Genomic DNA, 17,575 nt, shown 5'->3' on the forward strand with positions numbered 1-17,575 from the left:
CCTTACCCCATGCTGATGAAAACACGCCACTCAGCAAGGGACGAAGTCAGGAAAAACGGGCACCCGAAGAAGGTTAAGTAAGTGCCATTCAAATCTGCCCCCTTTTTTCGTTTGTCCAACTAGAAAACATTTGATAAAAATGACGTTCTACCTCATCGTTCCTGAGCAACTGATCGTTTGCAAAATCAAAACTATCAGACTTCACTAGCACACAATGCAAAGCTTCTGGAATATCATTGACATTAGCAAATTTAGTAGGCACTAGATACCTGAAATAATCCCCCATCCCAGACTTCCCACTATAGCCAACTGGATAGTCCGCGCCTTCGTTATCGCCTTCAACACCATGATATACAAAAAAGCCTTTATTGACGGACAGATTAGCCTCAGCGTAAGACGCTGACTCTGCCAAATCAAACTCAAGGTGCTCAACCACACTGTCTTTTGATTGGAGGTGCCCATACCGCCAAGCAGAATACAAGTCGACCTTGAGTTCTCCCTGTTTATTCGACGTATCGCTCAAAAACTCAGAAGACTCGTCCCACATAAACTCAGACATCTTATCAAGTAAAGCTTCCACATTTTCTGTGCTCAACAATATCCTTGGCAATTCTCCGTAGCAGTTATTTACCATCACTGCGATCTTACCCGCCTTATCTATTGCGAACCACGTGACTATCGTTCCAAACCCAGGCCGCCACTCTGCATTCAATAAACTCATTAGAGATCTCCTCGTGGCCAGGTTACGCTGCAGTTTGTACAGGTCGGAATTATCGCTGCGTCAGGAATACGGTCCTTTCCCCACACATCACGTGGACGGACCGCGTCAGTAAACTTTATCCCCGAGGGATCAACTCCTTGCCTGACAAGAGAATCCGCAGCCGATACTTCTGCACAGGCACCCGCCTTGTTTTTGCAAAAGTCGGTAAACTCTCCGATCTTCACACCCAACTTATCCTCAATATATTTTACTGTGTTCGGATGCAACATATCGGCCGCTATGGCGCCATTGCTACTTCCTATCGCCGTCTTGCCCGTGACAGGGTCATATGCACCCACCATCGTTGCTTGTTTACTTGCCTGTGTTTTTGAAGATATCTTGTTAATTTCATCTAATAAATCTTGTCGAGCTTGAGTGGCCGCCTTTTCAATTTGACTGGCATTAGGTAAGCCCAATGGTGCCGTACTAACCTTAGAATAAGAAGCAAGCTCACTCGTTCCATCAGCGTACACAACCTTCATCGTATCGTCACTGACCGTGACAATACTGCCCTTGGGAATCACCTTCCCACTCTGCAGCGTTACGCTCTCACTGAGTTCGACGGTCGTATTGGCCTGAATCGTGGCGCTTTTAACGTATTGGGGTCCACCCACCGGCACGTGATTTGGCACTTCGATCGGACGTGGCGCATCGGGCTCTGGCACGACACGTTCAAACTTCGCCAGCTTACCCTCAACACCACCCGCAGCTTTGGTGGTGGCGGCAATCTCTTTGAAACCATTGATAGAGACGTCGACACCTGCTTTAGAAAGCGTTGACGCCCCCTGAGCCGCCCCCCCTGAACCGCCGGTAGCGACGACTTGTGCATACAAGGCCACCGCCTCACCAAGTTGCTTACCCAGCTTCTCGGCGTTGTCATCACCGCCAACAACCAGTGCATCGCGAAGCTGTGTAATTTGCGATTTGAAGCCAGCGGCTGCCGCTCCGAAAAGTTTCTCCCCCTCCACTGACAATATGAACTCGTTCATAGCGTCAATGCTTGCTATTGGATCGCGTAGCACTCCCACGGCGCTGTTTAGCGCGTCTACACCCGCGCCTGCCATGCTGTCTTTGAAACTGTTGAAGAGTGCGCTGGCTGTGGCCAGATCTTGATTACCCGAAATGGATAACCATTTGCCCGTCACCTTCATTTTGTCATCGAAGGTTTTGGCCTCTGCGACCTCCTTGATCATTTGGACTATTTGCTGGGTCGCCAGCCAATTGTTGTCGACGTTCGCAACCGCGGCGTTGGTAGCCGTCGCCGCGCCGTTCGGGTTGCTCATTGCAGCAATGCCGGTCACCATCGACGCGATGATGTTGCGCTTGGCCTCTCGCTCCTCGCTCGTTTCATTAGGGCTGGTTTCGTTAAAAAGGCCTGCGAGCAAACTACTGGCCGAACCACCCAGCGCACCCGCTGAGCAACTCTGGCTGCTGGCAGCAGCACCGGCACAGCCGAGAATGGCATGCAAGCTGGCATGCTCAGGGCTGCCTTCTTTCATCCCCTTGATGACCAGTTTGCCGATGTAGTCCGAGCCCTGCTGCTGGACGTAGTTAACGACCATATTCTGCGCAAACTGCGCACCACCACCGGTTACGTTACCGCTTGCGCCCGCGACCAATGCGGTGGCGATTTGTCGGTAGGTGCCGCCTGCTCCCCAATCAGCAGCAATGGCATTGGCTTGTTTATTCAGGTCCAGGTATTTCTGTCGATGAACCGCTTGTACGTTAGGGTCGACTTCAGGGTCGCGGGATTTGGCGTATTCCTTTTCAGCGTCGCTACGCAGCGTATCCGCCTCGCGGGCGCGGGTCTCCAGATACGCAGCTACGTTCTGAACAAACTTGCCGGTAATCTCGAAACCGACCTGAATCTCCTTCGCGTCGAAAATTGGCTTTAGCTTGTTGCTGCCATCTCGATCACTGGACACATCAGTATTGATTGCAGCCACAGCTTGCTCGGCCGTCTGGCCGGTCAACGCCTGCTGCTTGGCGCTGTCAGTCACCGTCACTGCTGCGCCGCTGATACCGCTTAAGGTTTTACTGCTGGAGCTGTCACCGGCATACAGCGCAACAGGCGCGTTGACGCCAAATCCGCCTTTATCAGCCACTGGCGTACCGGTCTTGGTGGCATCAACGTTGCCATTTGCATCCCTGCCAACCTTCCCGCCAGCACTGTAGCCAACGCTCAGATTGATACTGGTAGCGTCGTAATCGGCTTTATTCTTGATGTCCGAAGTGGTTAACGTGCCCGTTGTGAGCGTGTTCTTACCATCAGCGACTGCCTTATCAGTGCTGGCGATAATTGCGCCCTTGAGGTCGGTATTACCCTTAACCTCAACCTGGAAGCCACCGTCGCGCGCCTTGATGCCCGATTGGTCACTGACACTGGCATAGTCGCTGTGCATTTTTTGCTGGCCAATGCCACCACTGACACTGCTCATGCCCATGCAGAACGGCGGTATGCAAATGCTGACCCCGACGTTTGCACTCAGTTGTTCCGAGCGATAGGTGCTGGTGTCTTGCAGGCTCTCGATATTGAGATCGCCGCCCACTTTGGCCTGAACCTGCTGACCAGTAACGACCGCTCCCTTGAGGTTGGTATCCCCAGCGCTGTCAAGGCGCACCGTCTGTCCAGCCTTAACGGACGTGTTGGTCTGAGTGACGTCATCACCATCGGACATACCCCGGCCTTTGTTGGCCGCCAGGTCCAATGTGAACCCGTTTTGCTGCCCACCAAAACTGAAACCAATTCCAGCACTCCAACCGCTGTTGTTATTGGTGCTCTCCTGATGTGCCGTATTTTGTGCAGCGAGCAGATTGATTTTGCCGTCAGCCTTAAGGTTGGCGTCGCCTCCTGCGTCAATCCGACTGCCCACCACATTTAGATTGCTATCAGCGCCAGCTCCCTTGGCAGTGATGTTGACGTCCCCCCCTGCAACCACGCTGCTGCCGACCACATTGCGACCACTTTGCTCACTCGCACTGTGGCTGCGGCTGTCGCTCAAGTTGACGCTGATCTTCACCCCAGTGAGGTTTTGGTTCATCAACGCCTGGCCACCTTCGATGGCCGCATTGGCACTCATGGCGGCATTCACGGCAGACAGCGCAAGCATGCGGCCGTCGCTGGTTTGTTGGGCCGACTCAACTGTTCCTTGGAGGCTTCGCAACGCGTCAACCATTGGGACGCTGACCGTTCCGCCAATTGCCGTGCGACTGGTACTCGCCGTATTGCTGGCTTTGAGGGTGTCAAAGCCGGCCACGATGTCCACATGCTTGGCTTTGATATCGATATCGCCTTTAGGCGCAACAACCTGGCTGGCAATTTGGGTGTATTGCTCGCCCGCTGACAGGCCGACGTCACCCCCCAGCGAGGCGATCTGGCTACCCGTTTGACGCGTGGTGTCGCTCTGCTCGGTTTTCTTGGTCTTGACGACACCCGTCGCACTTTGCCACCAGGAACCTACCTCTCCGACCTTTTTGCTATTGGCCTTGGAGCTGGCGCTTTCACTGTTTTCAGCACTGACCACTTCAAGATTGCGCCCCGTGTCGATCCGCAGATCGCGGTCCGTGACCAACGTACTTCCGCGCACGGTGGTATCGCGACCGCTGGTGATCTGCAAGCTATCAGCGCTGATGTCACTGCCGATACTTTGCGAGGCACTTTGCTGGGCCTGCTGGCCTTTCTGAGTCGCCGACATACCAACAGTCAGCGACAGCCCGACTTTGCTGGACTGCTTTGATTGGCTAGAGGTTTGCTGCACCTGCGCCGTGCCGATTTCAACGTCATTGCCAGCGTTGAGCTTTATGGCGCCCTCTGCCCGCAAAGCCGCTGCCTCTAGGGAAATATCGTTATCCGCTTGTAGTTTGATTGACTCGGCAACCAGCTCAGTACTGTTGAGCGTTGTTTGACTACTCGACTGGCTACGAGACTTACTCGAAAACATCCCTTTCTTGGAGGAAGCGCTGGCTTGGCTGGAATAGTTTTGCGCAGCCTCAAGATTGATGTCGTGCCCAGCGGAAGCCAACAGTTCGCCGCCACTGTTGATTTTCGCCCCCTCAAGATTGATATCCTGAGCTGCCGAAACAACAACCTTCTTGCCCGCATCAATGGATGAGCTGATAGCAACATCGCTTTCACTCTCACTCATTTTTGTACTCTTTTTACCCCACGACCCTTTTTTGGTTTTGGAGTAATAGGAGTAATCGCTGTCCTCGGCAGTGTTGAGACTCAAGTCATTACCGGCAAACAGATACGCTTCGTCCCCCGCAGAAACCCGACTAGCCGTAACGGCCAAGTCCTGCCCAGCACTCAACGACACATCCCTTCCGGCTTTTACCGTCGTCGACACCTGACTGACATGGTCTTCCCGAGTCTTGAGCTTCTTCGAGTTGTACGCTGAGTGTTGCTCATCCGCCGCAGAAATCAGGCTTAGATCCCCAGTAGCCGACATAGCCACATCACGCTTGGCCTCAATCTGGCTGGCAATGGCCGTCAAATCCCGACCAGCCACCGCCTTAAGGTCGCGACCCACAGTCACAGAAGAACCGTGCTGGGTCACCGTACTGTTGCTGATGCGACCTCCGGTGTAGCCGGTGACCTGCTCGGCCGATCCAAAGCTTAGGTCGCGCCCGGCCTGGATAGTGGTGTCGCGCCCGCTCTGCAACACTGCGCCCTGGTTTGAGACGTCTCGCCCCGCCTTGATACTCAGATCATTCGCCGCCTCAACCCGCGCAGCGCTATCCACATAATCGCGATGCTGCGAATACCCCGCCCCTTTGTCATCCCAACTGGTCACGCTGCGCTCGTTGATCACATCGCCATTAATGGCGGTCAGCGTCACATCGCGCCCTTTGATGATGCCTCCGGCTTTGTTGACGATGTTGTTGCCCGCCAACAGGTCCAGGCGGTTGCCTGCTTCGATCAGCCCGCTGTTGGTCACATCATTGGCGGCCTTGGCCGACAGGTTGTTGGTGGCGCGCAAGGTGCCGGCGTTGACCAGGTTTTCACCGGCGATCAGGTTCAGGTCGTTACCGGCGATCAAGGCTCCGGTGGGGGCAAGACGGTTATTGGCCTGGGCCAGGTACAGCACCGGCACCAGGACTTTTTCACCGTTCACTTCGTGCTCTTCCAGCCACACGATGTCATGCGTCAGGGCCGCGACCTGTTGCGAGGTGAGGCTGACGCCCATCGACAGGTTCAGTTGCTGCTTGCTGCTGATGGCGTTGTCCATCAAGTACTTGAACAGCTTTTCGTCGGTGGTCTGGCCGTCGATAAAGCGTTGGCCGGTGCGCGCTTGCACGGCCTGCTGAACCAAACGTTGTTCGTACAGGCCATCGCCCAGGCGCTTCCAGCTTTCGTCTGGGTTGTAGCCCAGGCCTTGCAGCAGGTAGTCCGAGCTCATGAATTGCTTGAGGTCGGTGAGTACCGGGTTGGTTTCGATCAGGTACTTGTGCGGCTGCGAGACGGCACGACTGTCCGGCAGGCCCTGGACGCGGCTGATGGTTTGGCCGGCCAATGCCGTGGGCTGGCTGACGGCTGGTGGTTGTACGTGACCGCCAGCGAGTACGTCCTGGGCAGCCGGGGTAAGGCCCGGCAGTTGGGTCTCCGGCGCAGCGATCGCCGCAACGTCGGTACTGCGCGCAATGGTCGACAGGCCCGGCACACTCAGATCAGGGAGCGTCCCGTCTGGCGACGTATGCACAACCCTATCGCCTGGCGTGACGGCAGGCAGGTCGATGCCCGGCCGCGAACCATCGACCGCAGGCTGGGAAACACCCGCGGGATTGCGCGGGTCAATGCCGTCAACGCGGGTGATGTCGGCACCGTTGGTGCGTCCCGGTAGCCGGGTTTGCACATCGGCGCTGCCTACACCGCCGGTATCGATGGCACTGGCGACCGCATTAAGCAAACCCGCTTCACGGGCAGCCACGGCGACCTGCCGCGTGCTGGTGGCGACTTGCGCCGCCTCGCCGACTTGAATCACGCGTCCATGGGTGGATGGCAGCGCTTGCTGGCGCTGGCTCGGATCAAGACTGGCGCTGCCCAGCGTCCAATTCTGATTAACAGTGCCCGTCTGCCCCGTCGTGCCGCTTTGGCCACTTAAACGAAACAACCCGTTCTGCCCGCTGGGCAAACCGAAGCCTGGCAGGGTCAGGGGGTTGACCTGCTGTTGGGCAAGGTCGGGTGGCAACTGTGCATTGAGCACCACCACCTGGGTTTTATTGGCGCCTACGCCGGTGTCCAGCGAACGCCCACCCACCGCCAGCGCGGTCTTGATCACGTTGATGTTGTTGATGCTTTTACTGGCGGTGAGCGCAGCGTTGCCACCGGCCTGAATAATCGCCGGGGCCACCACTTGGGTGCCGCCTTGTACGGCGATGGGTTGGTTGATGCCGGGAAACAGCGACGGACTAAAGCGCGCCATCAAGGCCGCAAACGCCGCCTCATCTACTGGCGAGCCCTGCGGGTGCGCGCGGTTATAGGACTGCACCGCCGCGACCATCTGGTTGTACTGGCCTTTGGAGATTTTGGTAATGCCGCTGTATTCCTGGCTCTGGGAACCGGAACCACCGGTAGCTGCCTGGTTGAGGATGTTTTCGCCAGTAATCGATAGGTCATTGGCGGCCGACACCACGCTGTAGCGGTTGGTGAAGTTCTGCCCGGTTACCACCATGTTGCGCCCGGCGCTAAGGGTGGCCGAAGGCGAGTCGATTTCAAGCACACTCGACACGGTACGGCTCAAGGTCACCGCAGGGCGTCGGTCACTCCAACCGCCGCTGCAATGCTGGGTGCACCGAATGCCCACGCCCACGGACGTCAGTTGCTGGTTGAGCTTGAATTTCTCGCGCTCGTTGACCACGTCATTGGCCGCGATTCTGAGGTCGCCCATGCTCTCGATGCTGGCCGAAACGTTGTGCACGCTCTGCGCCAGGGTTCCACCGGCTACACCCGCTACCGTGAGGTTGCCCAGGCTGTAGATGTCCGAATAGTTGTTGGTCAGGCTGCCCAGGTTGAAGGTCGAATCCTGGCCGCTGAACAGGAATCCGCGTGCGCCGATACCGCTTGCAGCATGATCGTTGAGCAGGCTCTGGGCCGTCAGCACCAGGTTCTGTGAAGCCCCCAACGTGCCGGTGTTAACAATACTGCCGGCGTTGATGCGCAGATCGCCGCTGGAGGTCAAACGCCCACGGTTGAGCAGTTGGCTCCCGGTGGTCAGTTGGGAAGCGCCACCGCCTGCCACGCTGGCAGTTTCATTCACGGTTATCTGCGCGGCGCTCAGACCCAGGTTGCCCAGGCTGCTATAGCGCCCGTTACCGCCGTAGCTGCCGGCCAGCGTCAGATTGGCCGTGCCGTCACTGGCGATCAGGCCATCGTTGTTCCAGTTGCCGCCGTTGCCCGTCAGGCTGTCGGAAGCGAGTAACTGTCCGCTGGCGGTCTGGTTCAGGGTATTGACGTTGACCGTCAGGCGCCCGGCCTGGATCACGCTGCTGTTGGTCCAGCTGTCTGCTGCCAGGGTCAGGCCGCCACGGGTCACCAGGTTGCCGCCTGCATTGATCAGGTTGGCGGTGGCGATATCAAAAGTGCCGGTGCCGCCGTGCAGCAGGCTACCGCCTTGGTTCAGGAAGCCACCGGCATTCAGGGTCAGGTCAGCGTTGGAGGTTTCCAGTCGACCATTACGGTTATCGAATGCACCGCCGAGCTGGAAGTTGGTTTTGCCGCTGCGGCCCAGCGCGCGCAGTTGCCCGCCTTGGTTGTCGACGCTGCCGCCCGTCACGCTCAGGGTATTGTCGCTTTCAATCACGCCGCTGCGGTTGATCAGCGCGCCACTGGCGCTCAGCTCAACCGCACGACCTGCAATCTGCCCGGCGCTGTTGTCCAGTTGCACACCACTGACTCGCATCAAGCCGTTGGCATACACCCCGCCATTGGCATTGGCGAAGTAGTTGGCGTTGACCACTGCATCGCCGGTCTGCGCAGCGATGAAGCCGCTCTGGTTGTCGAGGCGGTTGGCATTCAGGTCAAGGCTATGGGCCTGGAGCGTGCCGCCTTGGTTATTGAGGTCGCCGCTGATGTTCAGGCCCAGGCCGGTCTGGCCCTGCACCTTGCCTTTGGCGTTGTTCAATCCCACCGCGGTCAACTGCACATCGGCGTCCTGACTGTAGATCAGACCGTCGCTGTTGTTCTGCACGATACCGGTGCTGGTGATCGCTACGCGGTCTTTACCAGCGAGGGTGCCGCTGCCACTGTTGTTCAGGCCACCGCTGAACAGCGTCAACAGACTTTGGCTGATGATTTTGCCCTTGGCGTCGTTGTTGACCTGCATCGCCCGTTGCAGCAGCAATGGGCCGGAACTGGCAATGCTGCCGCCGCTGTTGTTGAGGGTGCCGAGCAGGTTGAGGGTCAGGCGGCCGTTGGTGGCCAATGTGCCGCCGTTGTTGTTCAGGTCGGTGCCGGTGACGGTCATCGCTTGTTGGGCGTTGATCGTGCTTTGGTTGGTCAGCGTTGCCGCCTGCAGATCCAGCGTGGTGCCGCTTTCGATCAAACCGCCATCGACGTTGGTCAACGCACCGGCCACGGTGAGCGTTTGCCCGTCGCCACTGGACAGTACGCCTTTGCCACTGTTATCCAGGCTGGCGGCACTGACGCCCAAACGGCCTTGGCTAACCAGCGCGCCTTCGTTGTTGTTCTGCAACGCGCCGCTCAGGCGCACATCAATTGCACCGCTACGGCTGGAGAGCGTGCCGTTGTCACGGTTGTCGAGGTTGTCACCCCTGACGTTCAGACCTTGCCAGCCGGACAGCAGGCCTCTTGCGGTGTTGTTCATCGTGGACGCGTTGACGGTCAGCACTTGGCTGCTGATCAGCTTGCCGGCGCTGTTGTCCAGGTTGCGCGCCGTCAGGGCGAAGCTTTGCTGGCTGGAGATTTCGCCGCCTTGGTTATTCAGGTCACGCAGGTTTTTCAGGGTCAGCGGGCCGTTAGTCAGCAGCAGGCCGTTGCGGTTGTCCAAGTCGCTGTTGTTGAGGTCCAGGGTCATCCCCTGCTCGCCCACAACGCGACCGCCCGCCAGCGCCAAAGCGTTGAGGTTTGCGGTCAACACGCCTTTGGCCGAGACCTCACCGCCGTTGCCCGTGTGGAGGCTGGCAGCGTTGAGGTTCAGGGATTGCTTGGCACTGATCAAGCCTTGGTCCTGGTTGTTCAGCAGGCCATCGCTGGTCAGTTGCAAGTCGCTGCGGCTATTGAGCGTGCCGCCACGGTTGTCGACGGAGCCTGCGTGAGCGTCGAGGCTGGCGGCGCCGATCAGGCCTTTCAAGTTCGCCAGGGCTTGATTGACGCGCAGGGTCAGGGCCTGGTTACTCAGCAGCTTGCCGTTGCTGTTATCCAGACTTTGCGCGGCCAAGGTGAAGGCTTGGGCGCTGGAGATTTCACCGTCCTGATTATTGACACTGTTGAGGTTGTTGAGCGCCAGCGGGCCAATAGCGTTGATCAATCCGCCTCTGTTGTTCAGTTGGCCGTTGTTCAAGTCCAGACTCAAACCCGCGTTGCTGAACAGCTTGCCGCCCTGCTGATCCAAACCCGTGACGCTGGCGGTCAGCGCCTTCGCGCTGCCGATGCTGCCGCCATTGTTCAACTGTGCGGTGGTCAGGGCCAGGGTGTCGCCGCTGTTGAGACGGCCGGTTTGGTTGTTCAGCTCGCCCGTGGTGATGGCGACAGGGCCTTTGCCGCTGATGATGCCTTGCCTGTTGCCAAGATTGGCGCTTTGCAGTGTCAGGCCGCCGTCGGTGACCAATTTGCCTTCGCTGTTGTTAAGGCTGTCGGTGACGGCGACGCTCAAACCATTGGCGCTGGACAGGCTGCCCTTGCTGTTGTTCAGGCTGCGGGCTTTGACGGCCAATGCATCTTCGCTGCCAAGCACGCCCTGGCTGTTATCGAAGCCGCCTGCGAGGTCCAGCTTCAGCGACTCTTGGCTGAGCAGCTTGCCGCCGTTGTTATCCAGCGATGTGCCGGTCAGGATCAAGCGTTGGCCGTTGAGTTCGCCGAGGGTGCGGTTGATGAGTTGATCAACGGCGAGGTTCAACGTACCGCCTGCGAACACCATGCCCTTGTCGCTGTTGTTGAGTTGTTGGCCGATGACGCTGACGTCGGCGTTGCTGGTCAGTTCACCGGTGCGGTTGTCGACAGTCGCCACGTCGAGTTTCAGCGCTTTTGTGGCGCCTACCAGACCGTTGCGGTTATCGAGATTTGCGCCGCTCAGGTTGAGGGCGTCGGTGCTGATCAGTTTGCCGTTCTGGTTGTCGAGTTTGCTGGCGTTGATCGTCGCAAGCGCCTTGCCCGCAATCTCGCCATTGCGGTTGTCCAGCGCTGCGCTGGTCAGCAACAAGGCACCGTCGGCGATCACGCTGCCGCGTTGGTTATCGATCAATTCGCTGGCGCTGAGGGTGACATCGCCACGCCCACTGAGCAGGCCTTCGGTGTTGTCCAGGCGAGTGCTGCGGGCATCGAGGCTGGCGGCGTTGATATGGCCTTTGAGGTTGGCCAGCAGTTGGTCGACGCGCAGGGTCAGTGCCTGGTTGCTGATCAGTTTGCCGTTGCTGTTATCCAGGTTTTTTGCGACCAAGGTGAAGGCGTTTTGGCTGGAGATTTCGCCGTGCTGGTTGTTGATAGTGGCGAGGTTGTCGAGTGTCAGCAGTGGTGCGTTGATCACCCCTGCGTTGACCAGTTCACCGTTGTGCAGGTCAAGGTTGAGTTGCGTGGTGCTGACCAGTTCGGCGCCGCCCCATTGCGTCAGGCCGGTGAGGCTGGCATTCATGGCGCCGACGCTGCCGATATGCCCGCTGTTGTTGAGCTGGGTGGCGCTGAGGTCGAGCTTGTCGGCGCTGATCACGCGGCCGTCGATGCCGTTGGTGAACAGTCCGGTGTTGACCGTTGCCAGACCTTGGCTTTTGAGCAGGCCGTTAGTGTTCTCCAGGCTGGTACTGGTCACTGTGAGGTTTTGGCCGCTTTCGACGGTGCCACCTTGGTTGATTAGCGCCGCTGCGCTCGCAAGGGTCAGCGGTCCTGCGCTGGAAATCTTGCCGCGGGTGTTGTCGATGCGCTGGCCTGCCAGCTCCATCGAGCCTTCGCTGGTGAGCTTGCCGCCTGTGTTGTCCAGGCCTGCCTTCAGTTGAAGTGCCAAAGCACGCTGAGCACCAACAGTGCCATCGGTGTTATCTACAGCAGTGCCGGTAAGCCGAGCGTCCTGGGCAAAGATCAAACCTTTGGCCTGATTGATCACCTCGGCCATCGCCAATTCCAGCCCAGTACCGGCCAACAACTTGCCGCCGCTGTTATTCAGACGCGTGCCGCTGAACTCGATGTTCTGCTGGCTGGAGATTTCCCCGCTGCGGTTGTCGGTGCTGCCGACCTTGAGTTTCAGCACTTTTGTCGCGGCGAGCAGGCCGCCGCTTTGGTTATCCAACGTGTCAGCGTTGAGGCTCAGATTGCCCTGGGCGACCCACTGACCGCCCTGCTGATTCAGCACACCAACCGTGGCGTCCAGATCATCCTGGCTGGCGATGCGCCCCTTGGCGTTTTCGACGGTATCGAGGGTCAGGCGTACCGGGCCCATCGCGCTGGTCAGGCCGTTCTGGTTGTTCAAAGACTGGCCGGCAAGTGCCAGCGCCTGCTTGCTGTTAAGCACGCCTTCGCGGTTGTCGAGTTGGCCGACGCGCAGGTTCAGGCCCTGATTGGCGCGCACCGCGCCGCCACGGTTGTCCAAGCTATTGCTGCGTAGCGTCAGCAGGTTCTGTCCGGACAGGCGACCGGTGCGGTTGTCCACACTCCCCGCCTGGATGTCCATCACGCCTTTGGCGAGCACAGCGCCTTTGGCTTGGTTATCAAGCAGGCCGTCGACCTTCACCGTCAGGCTGCCATCGGTCGCCAGGCTGCCGGACTGGCTGTTATCCAGGCTGGCCGCGGTCACGTTCAAACGCTGGCCGGCGCCCAAGGTGCCGCCTTGGTTGGACAGCGCGCCGGTGGTGGTCAGGTCGAGGCTGATGTCGCCCATCACATGACCGTCGTTGCGGTTGTTCAGGGTCATCGCGTTGACCACTGTGGCGCCGCTGCTGGAAACTTCGCCGTTGTCGTTAAGCAGGTCGGCCCCCAACGTTAACGCGAGGTCTTTGGAACTGCTGAATACGCCGCTGGTGTTATCCAGTCGTTCTGCTTGAGCAGTCAGGCCTGCCGCAGCAATGACGCCCTTGAGGTTGATCAGCGCTTGGTCGACTTTGAGGGTCAGCGCCTGATCGCTGAGCACATGGCCGTCGCTGTTATCCAGACGTTGCGCGGCCAGGACGAAGCTACGTTCGCTGGAAATCTCGCCGTGCTGGTTGGCGACGGAGGCGAGGTTTTTCAACAGCAATTGCCCCGGCGCGTGGATCAGGCCACCGGCGTTATTGAGAGCGCCGAGGTTCATGTCCAGGCTTAAATCGCTGGTGCTGTAGAGCTGGCCACCGTTGCGCTGATCCAGGCCGGTGAGGCTGGCGGTCAGTGCCTTGTTACTGGCGATATGGCCGTCAAAACGGTTATCCACCTGCCCTGCCGTCAGATCCAGGCGATCGGCACTGGTCAGGCGCCCGCCGCTTTGGTTATTCAATGCACCGGTCGTGATGCGCACAGCGCCGTCGCCGATCATTTTGCCGCCGCCGTTGTCGATACTGGCGCTGCTCACGGTCAACGCCATCGCGCTAAGCAGTTCGCCGTTGCGGTTGCTCAGAACGCCGTTGGCGGTCAGATTCAAAGCCGCGCCGCTGCTGAGGCGGCCGCCGTCGTTGTTCAGTGTGGCGGTTTGCAGGGTCAGGCGCTTGTCACTGCGCACGGTGCCTTGCTGGTTGTTCAGTTGGTCGAGTTCCAGACTCAGTGCGCCGTTCGCCAGAAGGCGTCCTTTGAGGCTGTTGTCGAACTGCTTGCCGTTGAACGACAGGTCGGAGAGGCTGGAAACTTCGCCGCCTTGGTTGTTCAGGCGATCAACCTTCATCACCAGCGACTGGCGTGCATTGAGCAAGCCACCCTCGCGGTTATCCAGTTGCGTGCCGCTTACCCGCATCGGCCCGGCTGCCGTTACGCTGCCGCCACGGTTATCGAATTGACCCATCGCCAGGTCCGCCTGCTGACCGCTGACAAAACGGCCGCCACGGTTGATTGCGATACCACGGGTGGTGACGTCAAGTAACCGGTCCCCTTGCAACAACCCCTGGCTGTTATCCAGGCTCATACTGCTCAAGGTGGTGGTAGCACCGATGATTTCACCGTGGCGATTGTCCAGGGCCGTGTCGGCGGACAGCGTCAGATCATCGCGGACTTTGAGCTTGCCTTCGGCGTTAACCAGGCTGTTTGCGTGCAGGTCCAACCCCGTGGCAGCGACCAAGCCTTTGGTGTTGTCCAGCGCGTTGGCAACGCGCACCACAAGCCCTTGCTCGCTGAGCAACTTGCCGCCCCGGTTGTCGAGGCTGCCGGCGGTAAACACCAGGGCCTGGGCACTGGAAATTTCCCCGCCCTGGTTATCGACACTGCTTAAATTGCTCAGTAGCAGTACACCCGGCGCATGAATCAAACCGCCTTGGTTATTCAGGTGACCGTGGTTCAGGTCCAGGTCTACACCCGCCTGACTGTGGATATTGCCTTTGGCGCTGTTGTCCAGGCTTGCCGTGCTCACCCGCAATGGGCCGGTTGCACTGAACAGACCGGCCTGGTTCAGCAAGTGCGCGCTGATCAACGCGGTAAGGCGACCGTCGCTGGTCAGCTTCCCGCCACTGTTGTCCAAGCGCGTCGCGGTGATGTCCATCGCCTGCCCGGCGAACAGCGTGCCCTGGCGGTTGTCGATCAGGCCCACGCTGTTGAGCGAGAGCATCGCGTCGCCTTGCAGCAGGCCCTCGCGGTTATCCAGCGACGTACTGTTGACCGATACCGTGCGCGCCAACAGCTTGCCAGTGCGGTTATCCAATGCTCCGTCGATCTGCGCGATTAAGCCATCGCCGGCGCTGAGCGTGCCGCCTTGGTTAGCCAGGCTGGCGGCGCGCACATCCAGGGTTTTAGCCGAGATCAAGCCTTGCGTGTTATCGAGTGCGTGGGCGATGCGCACGGTCAAACCCTGCTCGCTGAGGAGCTTGGCGTGGTGGTTATTCAGGGTGTCCGCGGCCAGGGTGAACGCCTGGGTGCTGGAAATTTCGCCGCCCTGGTTATCGACGCTGGCGAGGTTGCTCAGCAGTAATTGGCCAGGGGCGTTGATCGTGCCACCCTGGTTATTCAAATGACCGTTATTAAGATTGAGGCGCACATCCCCCTGGCCGAAGAAACGACCATCGTTGTGCTGATCAAGACCACTGACGCCAGCATTCAGCATTTGGCCCGCGCTGATGCGGCCGCCCTCACTGTTATCCACTTGGCCGGCGTTCAAGTTGAATGCGCCATCACCGCGCAAGGTGCCACGCTGGTTATTCAGCGGGCCACTCGATTGCACAGTGAGGTTATGGGCGACAAGCGTGCCTTGTTGGTTATCAAGGCGACCCAGGTTGAGGCGTGCATCACCTTTGGCGGCAAACAGACCGGTCTGGTTGAGCAATTGCCCGGCGATCGCCGCGACCAACGCGCCGTCGCTGGTGAGCGTGCCTGCGCTGTTGTCCAGGCGGGATGCATTGAGGGTAGCGGTTGCACCTGCCGCCAATGTCCCGCGCTGGTTGGACACCACACCGCTGTTGAGCACCAGGGCGCGATCACCTTGCAGGCGGCCGCGGTCGTTGTTCAGTTCACCCGTGGTGGACGCAAGGTCGGTAGCCAGAAGCTCGCCGCTGCGATTGTCCAGCAGGCCTGCGGTGTTCGCCGTCAGACGATTACGTGCGCTGAGCTTGCCGCCCTGGTTGTTCAGGTTGGCGGCGTTGATGTCGAGGTTTGACGCCGAAACCAGGCCCAACGCATTGTTCATCGCGCCGGCGATACGCAGGGTCAGATCTTGGTCGCTGAGCACTTTACCCGCGCCGTTGTCGAGGCGGTTGGCGGCCAAGAGGAATGACCGCGTGCTGGAGATTTCCCCTTGGCGGTTATCGACCGTATTGAGGTTATCAAGGGTCAATTGACCGCTGGCGTTGATCTGGCCGTTGCGGTTATCCCAGTGCCCTTGGTTGAGGTTCAGCGTCAGTGAGTCTTGGCTGGTGAGCGAGCCTTTTTGGCTGTTGTCCAGGGCGCCACTATTGATCTGTACTGTCTGACGCGCAGCAATTCGGCCGCCCTGGTTATTGATCAAACCTGATGCGTTGAGGCTCAACGACTGCCCGGCCGACACCAGGCCTGCCACGTTATCCAACGCTACCAATTGCAGCGTGACCTGCGCCTGGCTCGACAGCTCGCCGCTGCGGTTGATCAATTGCCCGATACCCGCCGTCAGGTTGCCGGTGCTGGTGACCAATCCGCGTTGGCTGTTAAGCAGTTGATCCGCGTTGATTCTGAGGTTGCCTGCGCTGAGAATGCGGCCTTGGTTTTGGTTATCGAGTTGGGTGGCGGTCAGTTGGGCTGCCCGTTGGGCACTCAGGGTACCGCCCTGATTGGCCAGCTCGCCCGTGTTGATGGTCAAGTCACGGCTGGCGATCACCGTCTTGCCAGTGTTGTCGATGCTTTGAGCTTTTAAGCGCACATCGCCTTGGGCATTGCGGCTGTTATCGGCATTGACACCGGCTTCGATAATTCCGTTGTTGGTCAACCGCCCAGCGGCGTCCAGTGTGATGCTGTCCTTGGCCGCCAGGGTTTGCTGATTGGTCAGCGCACCTTGGGTGTTCACCGACAAGTCAGTACCGGCATACACCGCGCCTTTGGTCTCTACGCTGGCCGCTTTGACCGCCACTGCCGTACCGGCGGAGGTTTGGCCCATGACCACGTTACCCGCAGCGTCAATCTGGATATCGCCACCGGCAACCATGTCCCCGGACAGCTTTACGCCGACGCCTGCTTCGGTCCCGACCAGCTTCACCGCCCCCACGTACATGCCGCCCAACGCCGACGAGTCAATCGCCAGGTCCGGCGCCTTGCTGCCGTCCGCTGCACGCGCCGTGGCGTTCAAAGTGCGCGCATCCACATCGTTGCGCCCCGCGACGATGGTGAGTTTTTTCGCCTGGATTTGTGCATTGATGGTGGTGGCGCGGGTGATGATTTCGAACTGGTCGACGTTGCTGGCATTCAGGCCGGTGCCTTCGATGGACACATTTCCCTTGTCCACTTGATAACGGCTGATCTGGCCGTTTTCGATGACCGCCTTGCCCGTGGTGAGTGTGGCTTGTGGAGTGTTGATAAAACCGCAGCCGTTGCAGCTGATGCCGTAAGGGTTGGCCACGATCACATGGGCCGACTGCCCCGCCACTTCGGTGTAGCCACGCAGTTGGCTGGGGCTACCGCCATTCACCTCATTGAGAATGACGCTGGCGGCGCTGCCATGGAAATTTGGGTTGCCGACAATAATTCCGCCGAGCTGGGTGGACTGGGTGCGGTCGGTGGCATTGTTGAGGATGACCCCGTTGGCACCGACGTTGTAGTCGTGGAATTGGTTATGCGACAGCCCATTCGCGTTCGGCGCGGCAATATTCACGATCGGTACGCCGTTGCCCGCTTGTCCGAGCGTGGTACCCGGCCCGCTCACTGCAATCCCGTCCGCCTGAGCCAGTAGCGGCTGCCAGAACATGGCGTTCGCCAATACCAACGCCAACCCGCGCTTGGGCAAGCCCAGGAAGGTGGACCGGTTTTTTACGGCTGCAGAAGGCTGGCGCGCAAGGTAGGCGAACTGGCGAACATCCATGTCA

Annotated in this window: 2 protein-coding genes; both read right to left on the reverse strand. The window is 59.0% G+C overall.

Annotated features, from left to right (window positions below; translation table 11 throughout):
- Positions 1–88 precede the first annotated feature (88 nt).
- The gene (locus WH299_RS08670) at positions 89–721 is read right to left on the reverse strand and encodes a hypothetical protein (RefSeq protein WP_339550058.1); all 633 of its coding nucleotides are present in this window, start codon (positions 719–721) and stop codon (positions 89–91) included.
- Positions 721–17,571, reverse strand: coding sequence for a hemagglutinin repeat-containing protein (locus tag WH299_RS08675; protein WP_339550060.1), 16,851 nt, complete (start codon positions 17,569–17,571; stop codon positions 721–723). Before WH299_RS08675 ends, WH299_RS08670 begins: the two co-directional genes overlap by 1 nt.
- Positions 17,572–17,575: the final 4 nt, after the last annotated feature.

It is taken from the genome of Pseudomonas sp. MYb541 (assembly GCF_037479595.1).
GTDB classification, from domain to species: domain Bacteria; phylum Pseudomonadota; class Gammaproteobacteria; order Pseudomonadales; family Pseudomonadaceae; genus Aquipseudomonas; species Aquipseudomonas canadensis.

Bases quoted from the DNA above. Each gene is read 5' to 3' on its own strand.
- WH299_RS08670 (WP_339550058.1), bottom strand. From the start codon at position 721: ATGAGTTTATTGAATGCAGAGTGGCGGCCTGGGTTTGGAACGATAGTC.
- WH299_RS08675 (WP_339550060.1), bottom strand. From the start codon at position 17,571: ATGGATGTTCGCCAGTTCGCCTACCTTGCGCGCCAGCCTTCTGCAGCC.